The organism is Nocardioides sp. Z35_8, assembly GCF_059621125.1.
Genome location: NZ_JCAQIE010000001.1, coordinates 999,072 through 1,011,394, shown reverse-complemented (window position 1 = coordinate 1,011,394; position 12,323 = coordinate 999,072). Strand labels below are relative to the sequence as shown.

Below are 12,323 nucleotides of genomic sequence, written 5' to 3'. Positions count from 1 at the left end.
CATCACCTTCGACTGCGCTGCGCCCCCAGTGCGCCGCTGCAGCGGGCGACGATCTGACCTGATCCGGTGGATGCGTCCGAGGATCTGCTCCCCTTCGCCGGGCTGCGCGGACTGGGGCCGACGCGACGGGCTGGGCGGTGGACGGCGCCCTCGCCGGTGAGTCTCCCAGAGACTCACCGGTCACGGCAACGACGTTGTCGGCGTCGCCGCCGACTGACAGGGGTGTCGGCAGCACCCAGACTGTGCCCATGCCGTCACCGAGGCCAGGAGTCCGCGTCCACCGTCGCGCGCGCCCGCGACCGGGCGTACGACGCACCGGTGCCCTGCTGGCCGCGCTCCTGCTGGCCGTGACCCTCGCCCCGGCGGCATACGCCGAGCCGCTGCCGGTGCCGCTGCCGGTGCCGCTGCCGGTCGGCACCGACGTCGACTACCAGCTCGGCGGCGTCGCCGCGCTGCCCGACCACGTCGGGATCGTGGTGCGTGACCGGGCGGCCGAGCCCGCTCCGGGTCGCTACAACGTCTGCTACGTCAACGGCTTCCAGACCCAGCCCGGAGAGCGACGCTTCTGGCGCCGGCACGCCGATCTGCTCCTCACCGACGGCGGCCGGCCCGTGGTCGACGAGGCGTGGGGCGAGCGGCTCCTCGACATCCGCACCCCCGCCACGCGCGAGCGGCTGGCCCGCGTCGTCGGGCGCTGGACCCGTGGCTGCGCGCGCGACGGCTTCGACGCCGTGGAGTACGACAACCTCGACTCCTTCTCCCGCAGCCGCGGGCTGATCCGGGCGCGGCACGCGCGCGCGTTCGCCCGGTTGCTCGTCGCAAAGGCCCACCGGGTCGGCCTGGCCGCGGGCCAGAAGAACTGGGCCGACTGGGACGGCACGCAGGCCGGCTTCGACTTCGCCGTCGCCGAGGAGTGCGGCCGATATGCGGAGTGCGACCGCTACGTCGACTCCTTCGGAGACCGGGTGCTGGTCGTGGAGTACCGGACCCGCGACTTCTCCGCGACGTGCCGCGAGCACGGCGACCGACTGGCCGTCGTGCTGCGCGACCGCGGCGTCACACCCGCTGGCGTACGTCGCTGGTGCTGAGCCGCTCGCGGCGGTTGGCCCACAGGCTCGAGGCGATGGTCGCGGCGAGGATGGCGACGATGACCACCAGGGAGGCGAGGGTGGGCACGTCGGGGACCGACGGCCACACCAGGTGGGCCCAGTGCAGCACCAGCTTGGCGCCGATGAAGCCGAGGATCGCGGCCAGGCCGTAGCTCAGGTGCCGCAGCGCGCCGAGGGCGCCCTCGAGCACGAAGTAGAGCGCGCGCAGGCCGAGCAGGGCGAAGGCGTTGGTGACGAAGACCAGGTAGGGGTCGCCGGTGATGCCGTAGACCGCGGGCACCGAGTCCACGGCGAAGACGATGTCGGTGGCGAGCACGGCGACCGTCACCAGCGCGAACGGGGTCAGCGCGCGGGCGCCGTCGCGCACGACGGTGAAGCGGGTGCCCTCGTAGCTGTCGGAGACCGGCATGATCCGGCGCATCACGCGGACCACGCGAATCTGGGCGACGTCGACCTCGTGCTCCTGCCCGCGGATCGCGTCGCGCAGCAGCTTGGCGCCGGTGGCGAGCAGGATCGCGCCGAAGACCAGGAACACCCAGTCGAAGCGCGAGAGCGCGGCCGCACCGAGGGCGATGAAGATGCCGCGCAGCACCAGGGCCCCGACGATGCCGTAGAGCAGCACCCGCTGCTTGAGCACCTCGGGCACCGCGAAGGCAGCGAGCAGCAGCATGAAGACGAAGAGGTTGTCCACGCTCAACGTCTTCTCGACCAGGTAGCCGGTGTAGTACTCCAGCCCGCGGTCGCCGCCGTGGGTGGTCCACACGTAGAGGCCGAACGCCAGCGGCAGGGCGAGGTAGAACGCCGACCACGCGATCGCCTCGCGCATCGAGACCTCGTGCGGGCGGCGGGTGGCGACGAAGTCGACCACCAGCAGCGCGAGCACGGCCGCGAGGGTGATGAACCACAGGGTGGGTGACGCGATGGACGACATGGGTCTCCTCAGGAATGAGCTCCTGAGGTCTCTCCCGCCGCGGCCCTGCCGTGGTCTCCGCCGGGGCGCCTGCGGAGGCGCCGTAGTGACCGGCGATGGTTGATGGGGTACTCCCCTCGACGGCACATGGTAGTTGAAGGTGCAAGCGCCACCCACCTGGGCGGCGGCACGCCGTATCGTCCCCGCATGGAGACAGTCGAGTACGACGTCGTGGTCATCGGGGGCGGACCCGCGGGCGAGAACGCCGCCCAGTACGCCGTGGAGGGCACCACGATGACCGCCGCCATCGTGGAGCGCGAGCTGCTCGGCGGCGAGTGCAGCTATTGGGCGTGCATCCCCAGCAAGGCCCTGCTGCGCCCGGTCGCCGCGGCCGACGTCACCGGCGACCTGCCCGGCGTCTCGACCGCGCGGGTCGCTCCCAAGGCGCTCCTCGAGCGCCGCGACACGTGGGTCTCCCACTACGACGACTCCGGGCAGGCGCAGTGGGCCGGCGGTGCCGGGATCGCCGTGGTGCGCGGCGACGCCCGGTTGAGCGGTGAGCGGACCGTGCGGGTGTCCTCCGCCGACGGCGACCGGCTGCTGCGCGCACGACGGGCGGTCGTGATCGCCACGGGCAGCGATGCCCGCGTCCCCGACGCCTACGCCGACGCGCTGCCGTGGGGCTCGCGCGACGCGACGGGCGTGGTCGAGGTGCCCGACCGGCTGGCGGTCGTCGGCGGGGGCGTGGTGGCCTGCGAGGCGGCGACCTGGATGAGCGCCCTCGGCTCGGCGGTCACCCTCGTCGTCCGCGGCCCGCGGCTCCTCGACCGGACCGAGCCGTTCGCCGGCGAGGCGGTGCTTGCGAGCCTGCGCGAGCGGGGCGTGACGGTGCTGCTCGACACCTCCGTCGAGTCCGTACGCCGCTCCGACCCCGCCGCGACCGGCACCGGACGCGTCCACGGCGGCACCGTCACGCTCACCACCTCGGGCGGCGAGCTGGAGGCCGACGAGGTGCTGCTGGCGATCGGCAGGACCCCGCGCCTCGACGACCTGGGCCTGTCGTCGGTGGGACTGACCCCCGACGACGTGACGTCGGGGCGGCTGCCGGAGTGGCTGCACGCCGTCGGCGACGCCAGCGGCGGCCCGCCGCTGACCCACTGGGGCAAGCACCAGGCCCGCCTCGTCGGCGCCCGGATCGCGGCCGCCGCGGCCGGCGACGTCGCCTGGGAGCCCGACCGCGAGGCGCCGGTGCCGCAGGTCGTCTTCACCGAGCCCGAGGTCGCGAGCGTCGGGCTCACCGAGGCGGAGGCGCGCGCGGCCGGCCACGACGTCGTGGTCAGCCGGGTGCCGACGTCGTCCGCCTCCGGCACCGCGCTGCTGCGCGACCACGTGGTCGGCGACGCCCAGCTCGTCGTCGACCGGCGTACGCGCCTGCTGCTCGGCGCGACCTTCGTCGGCGTCCGCGCGGGCGAGCTGCTCCACGCCGCGACCGTGGCGATCACGGGCGGGGTGCCCGTGCACGTGCTGCGCCACGCCGTGGCGTCGTTCCCGACCGCGGCCGAGCTCTGGCTGCGGCTGCTCGAGGAGCTGCCGCGCGAGCTGCGGACGCCCCCGCCCGTCGACTGAGCGGCCTCAGCCGCGCTCGCGCAGGTAGCGCCCGAAGTGGGGGACGGTGAACGCGATGCGGCCGCGCTCCCCGGAGTAGACGAGGCCCTTCTTGAGCAGCGAGTCGCGCGCGGGCGAGAGCGACTGCGGCTTCTTGCCGAGCGCGGCGGCGACGTCGGCGCTGAGCACCGCGTCGCCCTCGGCCTCGCCGTCGGCGGCCTGCGCGATCGCGACGTCGGCCATCGCCATCAGGTAGTCGCGCTCCCCCGGCGTCGCCCGCTCGTAGCGCGAGCCGAAGAACCCCACGGCCAGCTCCGACTCGGCCTCGGGCGCCGCCACGGCGACGTCGGCGGCGGTGATCGGCGAGCGCGGCGCGAGGTCCCACACCGCCTTGCCGTAGGCCTGGATGAAGTAGGGGTAGCCGCCGGTCGCGTCGTACATCGCGGCGAGCGCGTCGGGCTCGTAGGCCGCGTCCTCGTCGGCCGCGGGGGCCTCCAGCGCCCGGTCGGCGGCCTCGCGGGAGAGCCGGTCGATGCGCTGGTAGCGGAACAGCCGCTCGCTGTAGGACTTGCTGGCACTCAGCACGGCCGGCAGGTGCGGGAGCCCGGCGCCGACGACGATGACCGGCAGCCCCGACTGGCTGAGCTCGTGGCAGGCGGCGCAGAGGGCGGACACGTCGTCGGGCCCGAGGTCCTGCATCTCGTCGACGAAGACCGCGACGCCCTTGCCGACGTCGGCGGCGAGACCGCCCAGGTCGGTGAAGAGCTCGACGAGGTCGATCTCGATGTCGCCGGAGTCGGCCCGACCGCGTACGGCGGCGGCGTCGATGCCAGGGCTCCACTGGTCCTTCAGCTTCGCGCCCACGCCGGCGTCACGGTGGGCGAACGACTTGACCACGCCCAGGACGTGGTCGACGGACTCCTCGTCGCCGTGGCCGAGCTCGCGCACGGCCTGGTGCAGCGCACTGCTCAGCGGGCGCCGCAGGGTCTGCCCCGGGCGGGCCTCGAGCTTGCCGGTGCCCCAGCCCTTGCGCACGGCCGCGCCGCGCAGCGCGTTGAGCAGCACCGTCTTGCCGACGCCGCGCAGGCCGGTCAGGACCAGGCTGCGCTCGGGGCGCGCCTTGGCCACCCGCTCGAGCACCACGTCGAACGCCGCGAGCTGCTCGTCGCGGCCGGCGAGCTCGGGCGGGCGCTGGCCCGCGCCGGGGGCGTAGGGGTTCCGGATCGGGTCCACGATCACACGCTATCGGCGCGTCTAGGCCGATCCCTAGATCGCCCGATAGTCGGCGAGTCAGCCCGCCTCGGGGCTCCGGCCGGCGCAGACGTTGTCACGCCACAGCGACAGCACCACGAGCTGCGACTCCTCGTGCCACGTGACCCGGAGCGAGCGGTCGTCGCCGCGGCGGTCGAGGAAGACCGTCCCGGTGCGAGGCACGCGCGGCTGGACCATGGGCCATGGTGACGCGCACCACCTCGATCCGAGAAGACCTGCCTAGACTCGGTGCGTGCCCGAGCTGCCCGAGGTGGAAGCCCTCGTCCAGGACCTGCGCGGTCGCCTGGTGGGCCGCGCCATCAGCCGCGTCGACCTGGCCGCCTTCAGCGCCCTCAAGACGTTCGACCCGCCGCTGCAGGCCCTGCACGGCACGCTGGTCGACTCGGTGACGCGCCACGGCAAGTTCCTCGACATCGACGCCAGCGGGGTGCACGTGGTCATCCACCTCGCCCGCGCGGGCTGGATCCGCTGGCGCGACGAGGTGCCGGTCCTGCCGGCGCGACCCAACAGCAAGAACCCGCTCGCCGCCCGGATCGTCATCGACGACCCCGACCTCGACGCGCAGCCGGGTCTCGACATCACCGAGGCCGGCACACGCAAGGGCCTGGCGATCTACGTCGTCCGCGACCCGCAGGAGATCGAGGGGGTCGCCCGGCTCGGGCCCGACCCGCTGTCCGACGACTTCACCGTCGAGGCGCTGCAGCGCATCCTCGAGGCCGAGGGGCGCAAGCAGATCAAGGGCGTGCTGCGCATGCAGTCGATCGTCGCGGGCATCGGCAACGCCTACTCCGACGAGATCCTGCACGCCGCGCGGATGTCACCGTTCAAGCCCGCCAACAGCCTCGACGAGACCGAGCTCCAGACCCTCTACGGCGCCATCCGCGACACGCTGGGCGACGCCGTCCAGCGCTCCAGCGGGCTCGCGGCGAGCGAGCTCAAGGGCGAGAAGAAGAGCAACCTCGCCGTGCACGGCCGCACCGGGCAGGCCTGCCCGGTCTGCGGCGACGTCGTGCGCGAGGTGTCGTTCGCCGACTCGAGCCTGCAGTACTGCCCGACCTGCCAGACCGGCGGGAAGCCGCTCGCCGACCGCCGGATGTCGCGGCTGCTGAAGTAGCCGCCGTCATCGTCCTGGGCCGTCCCGGGGCACGGGCGACATCTGTCGGGGCCCGTGGTGCGAAGGCGCCGGTCAGGCCCACCCCCGTGACAGCCCTACCGGCACCTCGCGCGTCAAGCCTAGCCTGACGAGAGGGATCCTCTCACGCCGTGGCGCCCTTGTCGGGCGTCCGGCGCGAGAATCGCTCCCACGCCGCCTGTCGCGAGACGCCCAGCGCACGCCCGATCTCCGCCCACGAGATGGCACGCTCGCGGAGCAGGTCGACCCACTCCTGGGCGAACGCGACGTTCTGCTCGGCCGAGGCGAGGATCCGCGGCAGCGTCGCGAGCAGCTCGGCCTGGCCCATCCGCTCCCACGGCATCTCCGCGCGGGCGGCCCGCCAGCTGGCCTCGTCGTGGAGGAGCGCATGGAAGTCGTCGACGCACCGCTCGCACACCTGGGCGCCGAGCCCGCCGATCAGGCGCAGGTCGGTGTCCGGTCCTCCGGGCTCGCCACAGAACGAGCAGATCCTGCCCTCGCGCGCGATCGCCATCCACTTCCTCCCTCACCGGCACTGCGCGACATCGTACGACCCGGGCCGCGGCCCCGACGCCGGCCGGCGCGGTCGTCAGCCGACGGCGTCCGGACCCTCGAGCTCGGGCATCTCGAGGTCGTCGATCGGGTCGCCGCAGGTCTCGGCCAGGTAGTCGCCGAAGGCGTCGGTCTGCGCCTGCACCTGCTCCGAGGAGTCGGCGCCGCCGCCCTCGAGCTCCCTCAGGGTCTCGAGCGAGAAGTCGGAGGCGTCCATCCCCTTGGCCTGCTCGACGACCGCCTCGAAGCCCTTGCGCGCCTCGTCGGGGATGCCGGCCGGGGTGCCGACCTCCTCCATCCGCGCGCCCCAGTCCCGCACGGCGCGCGCCATGTCCTCGTCCCTCGGCAGCTCGGAGTCGGTCGGGTCCTCCGGCAGCAGACCGGACATCAGGCTGTCGGCCGTGTCGCAGAAGCGGTCCTCGTCGGCGTCGGTGGGAGGCTCGCCCGCCCCGCACGCGGAGGTGGCTGCGAGCAGCACCGCGGCGCCCGCCAGACCGAGCCGGGCATGGATGGTCATCTCGGGTCCCCTCCGGTGGGGCACGTCCCACCAGGCAGTCGCGTCGCGCGGGCGTCCACCCTCTCGCGACCGTCCCTACTCGTCCATCCCGAAGGGCTCCGGGAGCGGGAGGTCGAGGCAGCGGCCCAGCGACTCGAGGTAGTCCTCGCGCGGGCGTCGTACGACGCCCAGCGAGGCCAGGTGGGGGGTCTGCCACTGCACGTCGAGCACCCGCCGGTCGGCGTACCGGTCGCTCATCAGCTCGACCAGCGCCAGCAGCGCCACCTTCGACGCGTCGCGCCCGCGGTGGAACATCGACTCCCCCGCGAAGAGGCCGCCGACGCTGACGCCGTAGAGCCCGCCGGCGAGCTCGCCGTCGCGCCACGCCTCGACCGAGTGGGCCCAGCCGAGGCGGTGCAGGCGCGCGTAGGCGTGGCGGAACTCGGGCGTGATCCAGCCGTCGGGGCGATCGCGGCTGCCGCACGCGGAGATGACCTCGTCAAACGCGGTGTCGATGCGGATCTCGAAGTCGCGCGCGGAGCGGCGCAGCGAGCGTGAGACGCGCAGCCCGTCGAGCGGCAGCACCCCGCGCTCGACGGGCGAGAACCAGCCCAGGTGCTCCTCGCCGTCCAGGGTCACCGGCATCGGGAAGAGGCCGAGGGCGTAGGCGGTGACCAGGGTGCCCGGCTCGAGGTCGGCGCCCAGGGCGACGAGGTCGTCGTCCGGGTCCCACGTCGAGCGTGGGGGGAAGCCCCACGGCGTCGGAGCGGGGGCGATGGGCACGTTTCGCACGGTAGCGAACGGTCCAACCGGCCCGCGCGCCGGACACCTCGGCAAGGACCGGGGACGCTGGGGCGGCCCACCCGCCTCGGGGTGACGCCGGGTGGGACGCCGGGTGGGACGCCGGCCGTACGATCGGGGCATGGGCCTGAAGCAGACCGTGGGGCGGCAGCTCGCCCCCCGCATCCAGGAGCTCGCGCCGGGGTTGACGGGCGGGTTCGTGCGCGAGGCGCTCAACCGTGCGATCGACGGGATCGGCCCGCTCGCTCCCGCCGCGGTCGCCGCCGACAAGCAGCTGCGCGAGCAGCGCGGCGACGTCGAGCGGGCGATCCACGAGGTCATCGAGAACAACGTGCGCATCGCCGGCGCCCAGGGCTTCGCCACCAACGTCGGTGGCCTGGTGACGATGGCGGTCACGATCCCCGCCAACGTGACGGGCCTGGCGATCATCCAGTGCCGGATGGTCGCCGGCATCGCCCACCTCCGCGGCCACGACCTCGCCGACCCGCGCGTACGCAACGCCGTCCTCGCGGTGCTGCTCGGCGAGGACCAGGTCGACGAGATGGTGAGGAAGCGCCGCCTGCCGAGCACCCCGATGGCGCTGGCCACCGCCCCGGTGCACGACCCCACCCTGGACGGCAGCATCTCGGCCGTCGTGGCGACCGACATCATCGCCCGGGTGGCGGGCAAGCGACTGGCCACCACGCTCGGGCGTCGGGTGCCGGTCATCGGCGGCGTGGTCGGCATGAGCGCCGACGGCTTCGCCACCTGGCGGATCGGCCGCTACGCCGACCGCGAGCTGCTCGCGCGCCGGGCCTGAGCCCTTCGGGCCCCGACCTGGTGGCCCGGTCTGACACCTGGAGGCCGTTGCAACCCCCTCCAGGTGTCGGAGTCCCCGCTCGAGCGGGGACTTCGACAACCCGACGAGGGCGAACGGCGAGCCGCGAGAACGACCAGCCCGGGTCAGCCGCGGCGGCGGAGCCGGCGGTAGACCTCGAGCGAACCCCGGCCGGCGGCGGTCTCCTCGAGCGTGGTGACCACCTTGCGCCTGGCCCGGTAGGCGGGGGTCGCGCGGGCCCGGTCGAGCTGCTCGCGGGTCTCGTGCAGCTCGCGGTGGAGCCGCTCCTCGACCGCGCGCAGGCGGGCGGCCTCCACGAGCAGGGCGCTGATCGCGTCGAGCGCCGGCGGCAGCAGCTCGTCGGCGGTGACGGCGTCGGGGTCGGCGTACGTGCCGAGGTCGGGGCCGCGCAGGTCGTCGAGCGAGCCGACCACGTCGTAGCCGCGCGCGGCGAGCACCTCGATCCAGTGCTCGGAGAGCTCCCGCGCCCACGCGTGGTCGTCGGGCGGCAGGCCGAGCCGGGCGGACGTCACGCTCCGCGACAGGGTCTGGTGAGCCAGCGTCTCGCGGACCAGCGGGCGGTAGTCGGGGGGCGCGATGATCGAGGTGACCCGCTCGTTGATGGTGCGCAGCAGCGCGGTCTCGGGGACGCCGAGGGACGGGTTCTCCCGCTCGGCGGTCAGGTCGAGGGGCAGCCCGTCGAGGCCGAACGTCCGCGAGAACCGGCGCCACAGCTCGCCGCGGTCGGCACCCGGGGGCGGGAGCGTCACGAGGTGGACGCGCTCGGGCGGGAGCGAGGAGCCCCAGCGGTCGAGGATGTCGGGGACCTCCTGCACGGCCCAGAACCACGAGCCGATCCGCGAGTCGCGGGCGGGGTCGCGGATGGTCCGCAGGAACTGCGCGTAGGTGATGTGGCTGCGGTGCTTGACGTTCTCCTGCCACTCCGCGGGCACCTGGCGCACCAGGTCGCGCGCCGACAGCACGAGGTGGACCTCGGCGTCGCCGAGCGCGGCCAGCGCCCGCTCGACCTGCGTGGGCGTGGCCCGCGCGAAGATCTCGTGGCTGATGATCGAGGTGCCGTGCCACGACCGGACCTGCTCGGCCAGCCGGTCCCACGCGCCGACGGCCTCGGTCTCGATGCCGCCCCACGGGAGCGTCATCAGGTCGAGCGCGGCCAGGAAGTGGGCGTCGAACCGGTCGGCCGGGTAGAGGATGTCGTGCTCGCGGAGGACCGCCTGGTTGCGGAAGAGGACGTCCTGGAGGTAGGACGTCCCCGTCTTGGGGCAGCCCACGTGCAGAAGCACCCGCCTGCTCACCGCTCCACCGTCCTCTCCGCCGCGCCCGTGCGCCAGCGCGGGTCGACGATCATCCGGATCGCCAGGTCGAGCACCTGTCCGTCGTCCGGGGCGTCCGCACCGGCCCGCTCGGACCCGCGGGGGGCGAGGTCGGCGAGGTCGCCCACGACAGGGTAGCCAGCGCGGGTCAGCGCGCGGGTGGTGCGGGCCGTCGACGCGACCACCCAGTCGTGCTCCGCGGCGGGTACGCCGACCGGCGCGACCCCGGTGTCGGGGATCCGCCGCTGCAGGGTGCGCATCAGCGCGGGACGCTCCGCGACCGGCACCCGCAGTCCGACGACGGCCGCGACGCGACGCGCGAGCTCGGCCTGGTCGGCGCCCGGCACCCGCACCGCCGGCAGCCGGCGCACGCCGACCTGGCGCGGCAGCTGGTCGAGGTCGGTCACCACCCGGACGAACGGCCGGCGCCCGCCCCAGCGTCGTACGGAGTCGGCGAGGTCGACCCGGGCCGGCAGCTGGTCGCGCTGGCGCCAGAAGCGCAGCCAGTCGATCCACGGACGGCTGCCGTGCTCGAAGCAGCGCTGGGTCCAGGTGTGGACGAGCAGGTCGTCGAGCGGGCCACCGACCGCCACGACGAAGGCCCGCGGGCCGCCCTCGGGCCGGCCGCGGGCGAGCAGGTGCTCGCGGGTGGCGGTGGCGACCAGCGGGTCGCCCACGAGTCGGTAGCGGCGGCGCCAGGGCCGGGACAGGCGGGGGCGGACCGGGTCGGCGCCGAGCGCGACGAGGTCGTCGGCCAGCAGCGAGGCGGCGACGCGGAGCAGCTCGTGCTCGCCGACCGTCGCCGGGTCGACCGGGCGGGGACCGAACGCGGCCGGCGCGGCCCCGACGAGCGGCAGGTCGGCCTTGCCGCGCCCGGCGGCCGGCGCCGCGAGCACCCGGTCGGCCAGCTCGGGCGAGGCCTGATCGGCGCCCGCGCCCCCGGCACTCGCCCGGGCGACGTTGACGCGGCGCAGCAGCTCGAGCTGCTGGGCGCCGGGCAGGGCGCGCCCGGCAGCCGGGCGACCGACGCCCGGGCGACCGGCGCCCGGGCCGGACACGGGGTCGAGGTCCGGGCCGGTCCACTCCAGCCAGGGCGTGGTGCCGCCGGCGCGCAGGTGGGCGATCCAGCCGTGCACGGACCCCGCCGGCCCGGTGGCGCCCGCGGGGCGCGTCACCGGTCGCGCAGCCGACGCGCGGTGTCGCGCAGCCGTCCGCCGAGGGAGTCGGAGGACGCGCGGGCCGCTGCCTCCTGCGTCATCACCGTCAGGGCGTCGAGCGCGGCGGAGAGCTCGAGCTTGGCGCGCACCCGGTCGGGGTCCTTCCACTTCTCGCCCTCGGCGGGCCGGCGCGGGCGCAGGTCCTCCACGTCGCCGATCACGTCGACGCCGCTGCCCCTGATCCAGTCGATCCACAGGTCGGCCTGCTCCTCGGCGAAGCCGTAGCGGTCGGGAGGGAGCCGGACCGGGACCGCCGTGCGGGAGACGAGCACCTGCTGGGCGAGCAGCTCGCGGATCAGCGCGTCGTACGCCGGGTCGCGCCACACGCCGAGCTCGAGGCGTCGGTTGAGCTTGCGCAGCAGCGAGGTCTCGGCGATGCCCAGCGAGCGGTTGTCGCGCTCGGAGTCGAGCGGGGCCCACGCCGGGTCGATGCCGAAGGCCCGGCAGAACCGCAGCCACAGCTCGTCGCCGTTGGGGCCGCGGTCGTGGGGGACGGTGACGACGTGCACCCGCTCCGGGGGGATCTTGGCGCCCCAGCGCGCGAGCACCGTGGGGAGGTCCATCGCGTTGAAGAACCACGTCTGGCTGCGCTCGACCTTGGTCAGGAAGCGCTTGAAGGGCCACTTGCGGCCCTGCTTGATCGACTCCTGCCACGCCGCGGGCAGCTGCCGGCCGAGGTCGCGCGCGGAGTAGACGACGTGCACCTCCTGGCCGGCGAGGTCGTTCATCGCCCGGGCCACCTTGTCGGGCTTGGCGCCGGCGAGGATCTCGTGGCTGATCACGACGTTGCCGTCGGCGCGGCGCACCTTGCGCATCATCGACTCCCAGGCGCCCTGGGCGTGGCCGGGGGCACCGCCCCAGTCCTGCTCGAGGAGGTCGAGCGCGGCCCGGAAGTGGAACATGTCGGAGCGACCGCCCCGCGGGCTGGGGATCGTCACGCCGTGCCGCGCCAGCGAGGAGGCGTTGAGCAGCAGCCGGTCCTGGAGGTAGGTCGTGCCGGTCTTGGGGGCGCCGATGTGGAGGTGGACGACGCGGCTCATGCGGCTGATTGTGCCCGAGCCGGGATGGTGCCGTGCGA

General features: G+C 74.5%; 13 protein-coding genes. 4 read left to right on the top strand and 9 right to left on the bottom strand.

Annotated elements, in window-relative coordinates; all coding sequences use genetic code 11:
• The first annotated feature begins 248 nt into the window (after nt 1–248).
• Nucleotides 249–1,088 carry an endo alpha-1,4 polygalactosaminidase gene (locus AC54T2_RS04840; RefSeq protein ID WP_496665668.1) on the top strand — a complete coding sequence of 280 codons (840 nt, stop codon included), beginning with the start codon at nt 249–251 and terminating at the stop codon, nt 1,086–1,088.
• Here the strand turns inward: AC54T2_RS04840 and AC54T2_RS04835 are convergent.
• Nucleotides 1,057–2,040, bottom strand: coding sequence for a TerC/Alx family metal homeostasis membrane protein (locus AC54T2_RS04835; RefSeq protein ID WP_496665667.1), 984 nt, complete (start codon nt 2,038–2,040; stop codon nt 1,057–1,059). The two genes, AC54T2_RS04840 and AC54T2_RS04835, sit on opposite strands and share 32 nt — an antisense overlap.
• A gap of 186 nt (nt 2,041–2,226) precedes the next feature.
• On the opposite strand from AC54T2_RS04835, the gene AC54T2_RS04830 reads away from it, so the two are divergent.
• Nucleotides 2,227–3,645 carry a dihydrolipoyl dehydrogenase family protein gene (locus AC54T2_RS04830; protein WP_496665666.1) on the top strand — a complete coding sequence of 473 codons (1,419 nt, stop codon included), beginning with the start codon at nt 2,227–2,229 and terminating at the stop codon, nt 3,643–3,645.
• A 6-nt stretch (nt 3,646–3,651) separates the two neighbouring features.
• Here the strand turns inward: AC54T2_RS04830 and AC54T2_RS04825 are convergent, their stop codons facing one another.
• The gene (locus AC54T2_RS04825; RefSeq protein ID WP_496665665.1) at nt 3,652–4,857 is read right to left on the bottom strand and encodes an ATP-binding protein; all 1,206 of its coding nucleotides are present in this window, start codon (nt 4,855–4,857) and stop codon (nt 3,652–3,654) included.
• A 57-nt stretch (nt 4,858–4,914) separates the two neighbouring features.
• Nucleotides 4,915–5,073, bottom strand: a complete 159-nt coding sequence (locus AC54T2_RS04820; protein ID WP_496665664.1) for a hypothetical protein — start codon at nt 5,071–5,073, stop codon at nt 4,915–4,917.
• Nucleotides 5,074–5,128: 55 nt separating this feature from the next.
• On the opposite strand from AC54T2_RS04820, the gene AC54T2_RS04815 reads away from it, so the two are divergent.
• Entirely contained in the window at nt 5,129–6,010 is an 882-nt protein-coding gene (locus AC54T2_RS04815) for an Fpg/Nei family DNA glycosylase (RefSeq protein WP_186339764.1), read from the top strand.
• A gap of 142 nt (nt 6,011–6,152) precedes the next feature.
• Here AC54T2_RS04815 and AC54T2_RS04810 read toward each other — a convergent pair whose 3' ends face one another.
• The 3 genes from AC54T2_RS04810 to aat form a co-directional block, all read right to left on the bottom strand.
• Nucleotides 6,153–6,542 (bottom strand): ClpX C4-type zinc finger protein, encoded by a 390-nt coding sequence (locus AC54T2_RS04810; RefSeq protein ID WP_489975416.1) that lies wholly within the window; start codon nt 6,540–6,542, stop codon nt 6,153–6,155.
• Nucleotides 6,543–6,617: 75 nt separating this feature from the next.
• Nucleotides 6,618–7,097, bottom strand: coding sequence for a hypothetical protein (locus AC54T2_RS04805; protein WP_186339762.1), 480 nt, complete (start codon nt 7,095–7,097; stop codon nt 6,618–6,620).
• 75 nt (nt 7,098–7,172) lie between these two features.
• Nucleotides 7,173–7,859: a leucyl/phenylalanyl-tRNA--protein transferase gene (gene aat / locus AC54T2_RS04800; protein WP_496665663.1), complete on the bottom strand. Its 687-nt coding sequence runs from the start codon at nt 7,857–7,859 to the stop codon at nt 7,173–7,175.
• Nucleotides 7,860–7,998: 139 nt separating this feature from the next.
• On the opposite strand from aat, the gene AC54T2_RS04795 reads away from it, so the two are divergent.
• Nucleotides 7,999–8,676 carry an EcsC family protein gene (locus tag AC54T2_RS04795; protein WP_186339760.1) on the top strand — a complete coding sequence of 226 codons (678 nt, stop codon included), beginning with the start codon at nt 7,999–8,001 and terminating at the stop codon, nt 8,674–8,676.
• A 143-nt stretch (nt 8,677–8,819) separates the two neighbouring features.
• Here AC54T2_RS04795 and AC54T2_RS04790 read toward each other — a convergent pair whose 3' ends face one another.
• Genes AC54T2_RS04790 through AC54T2_RS04780 form a run of 3 tightly spaced genes read right to left on the bottom strand, consistent with a single transcriptional unit; the run spans nt 8,820 to nt 12,285 of the window.
• On the bottom strand, nt 8,820–10,010 hold the full coding sequence (locus tag AC54T2_RS04790) for a hypothetical protein (protein ID WP_496665662.1): 1,191 nt from the start codon (nt 10,008–10,010) through the stop codon (nt 8,820–8,822).
• Complete coding sequence (locus AC54T2_RS04785; RefSeq protein ID WP_496665661.1) at nt 10,007–11,203, bottom strand: hypothetical protein; 1,197 nt, start codon at nt 11,201–11,203, stop codon at nt 10,007–10,009. The genes AC54T2_RS04790 and AC54T2_RS04785 overlap by 4 nt, the downstream gene beginning before the upstream one ends.
• A complete protein-coding gene (locus AC54T2_RS04780) occupies nt 11,200–12,285 on the bottom strand; it encodes a hypothetical protein (protein WP_489975412.1) in 1,086 nt (361 codons plus the stop codon). The genes AC54T2_RS04785 and AC54T2_RS04780 overlap by 4 nt, the downstream gene beginning before the upstream one ends.
• Between the last annotated feature and the right edge of the window lie 38 nt (nt 12,286–12,323).

Bases quoted from the DNA above. Each gene is read 5' to 3' on its own strand.
- AC54T2_RS04840 (WP_496665668.1), top strand. From the start codon at position 249: ATGCCGTCACCGAGGCCAGGAGTCCGCGTCCACCGTCGCGCGCGCCCG.
- AC54T2_RS04835 (WP_496665667.1), bottom strand. From the start codon at position 2,040: ATGTCGTCCATCGCGTCACCCACCCTGTGGTTCATCACCCTCGCGGCC.
- AC54T2_RS04830 (WP_496665666.1), top strand. From the start codon at position 2,227: ATGGAGACAGTCGAGTACGACGTCGTGGTCATCGGGGGCGGACCCGCG.
- AC54T2_RS04820 (WP_496665664.1), bottom strand. From the start codon at position 5,073: ATGGTCCAGCCGCGCGTGCCTCGCACCGGGACGGTCTTCCTCGACCGC.
- AC54T2_RS04810 (WP_489975416.1), bottom strand. From the start codon at position 6,542: ATGGCGATCGCGCGCGAGGGCAGGATCTGCTCGTTCTGTGGCGAGCCC.
- AC54T2_RS04805 (WP_186339762.1), bottom strand. From the start codon at position 7,097: ATGACCATCCATGCCCGGCTCGGTCTGGCGGGCGCCGCGGTGCTGCTC.
- AC54T2_RS04795 (WP_186339760.1), top strand. From the start codon at position 7,999: ATGGGCCTGAAGCAGACCGTGGGGCGGCAGCTCGCCCCCCGCATCCAG.
- AC54T2_RS04780 (WP_489975412.1), bottom strand. From the start codon at position 12,285: ATGAGCCGCGTCGTCCACCTCCACATCGGCGCCCCCAAGACCGGCACG.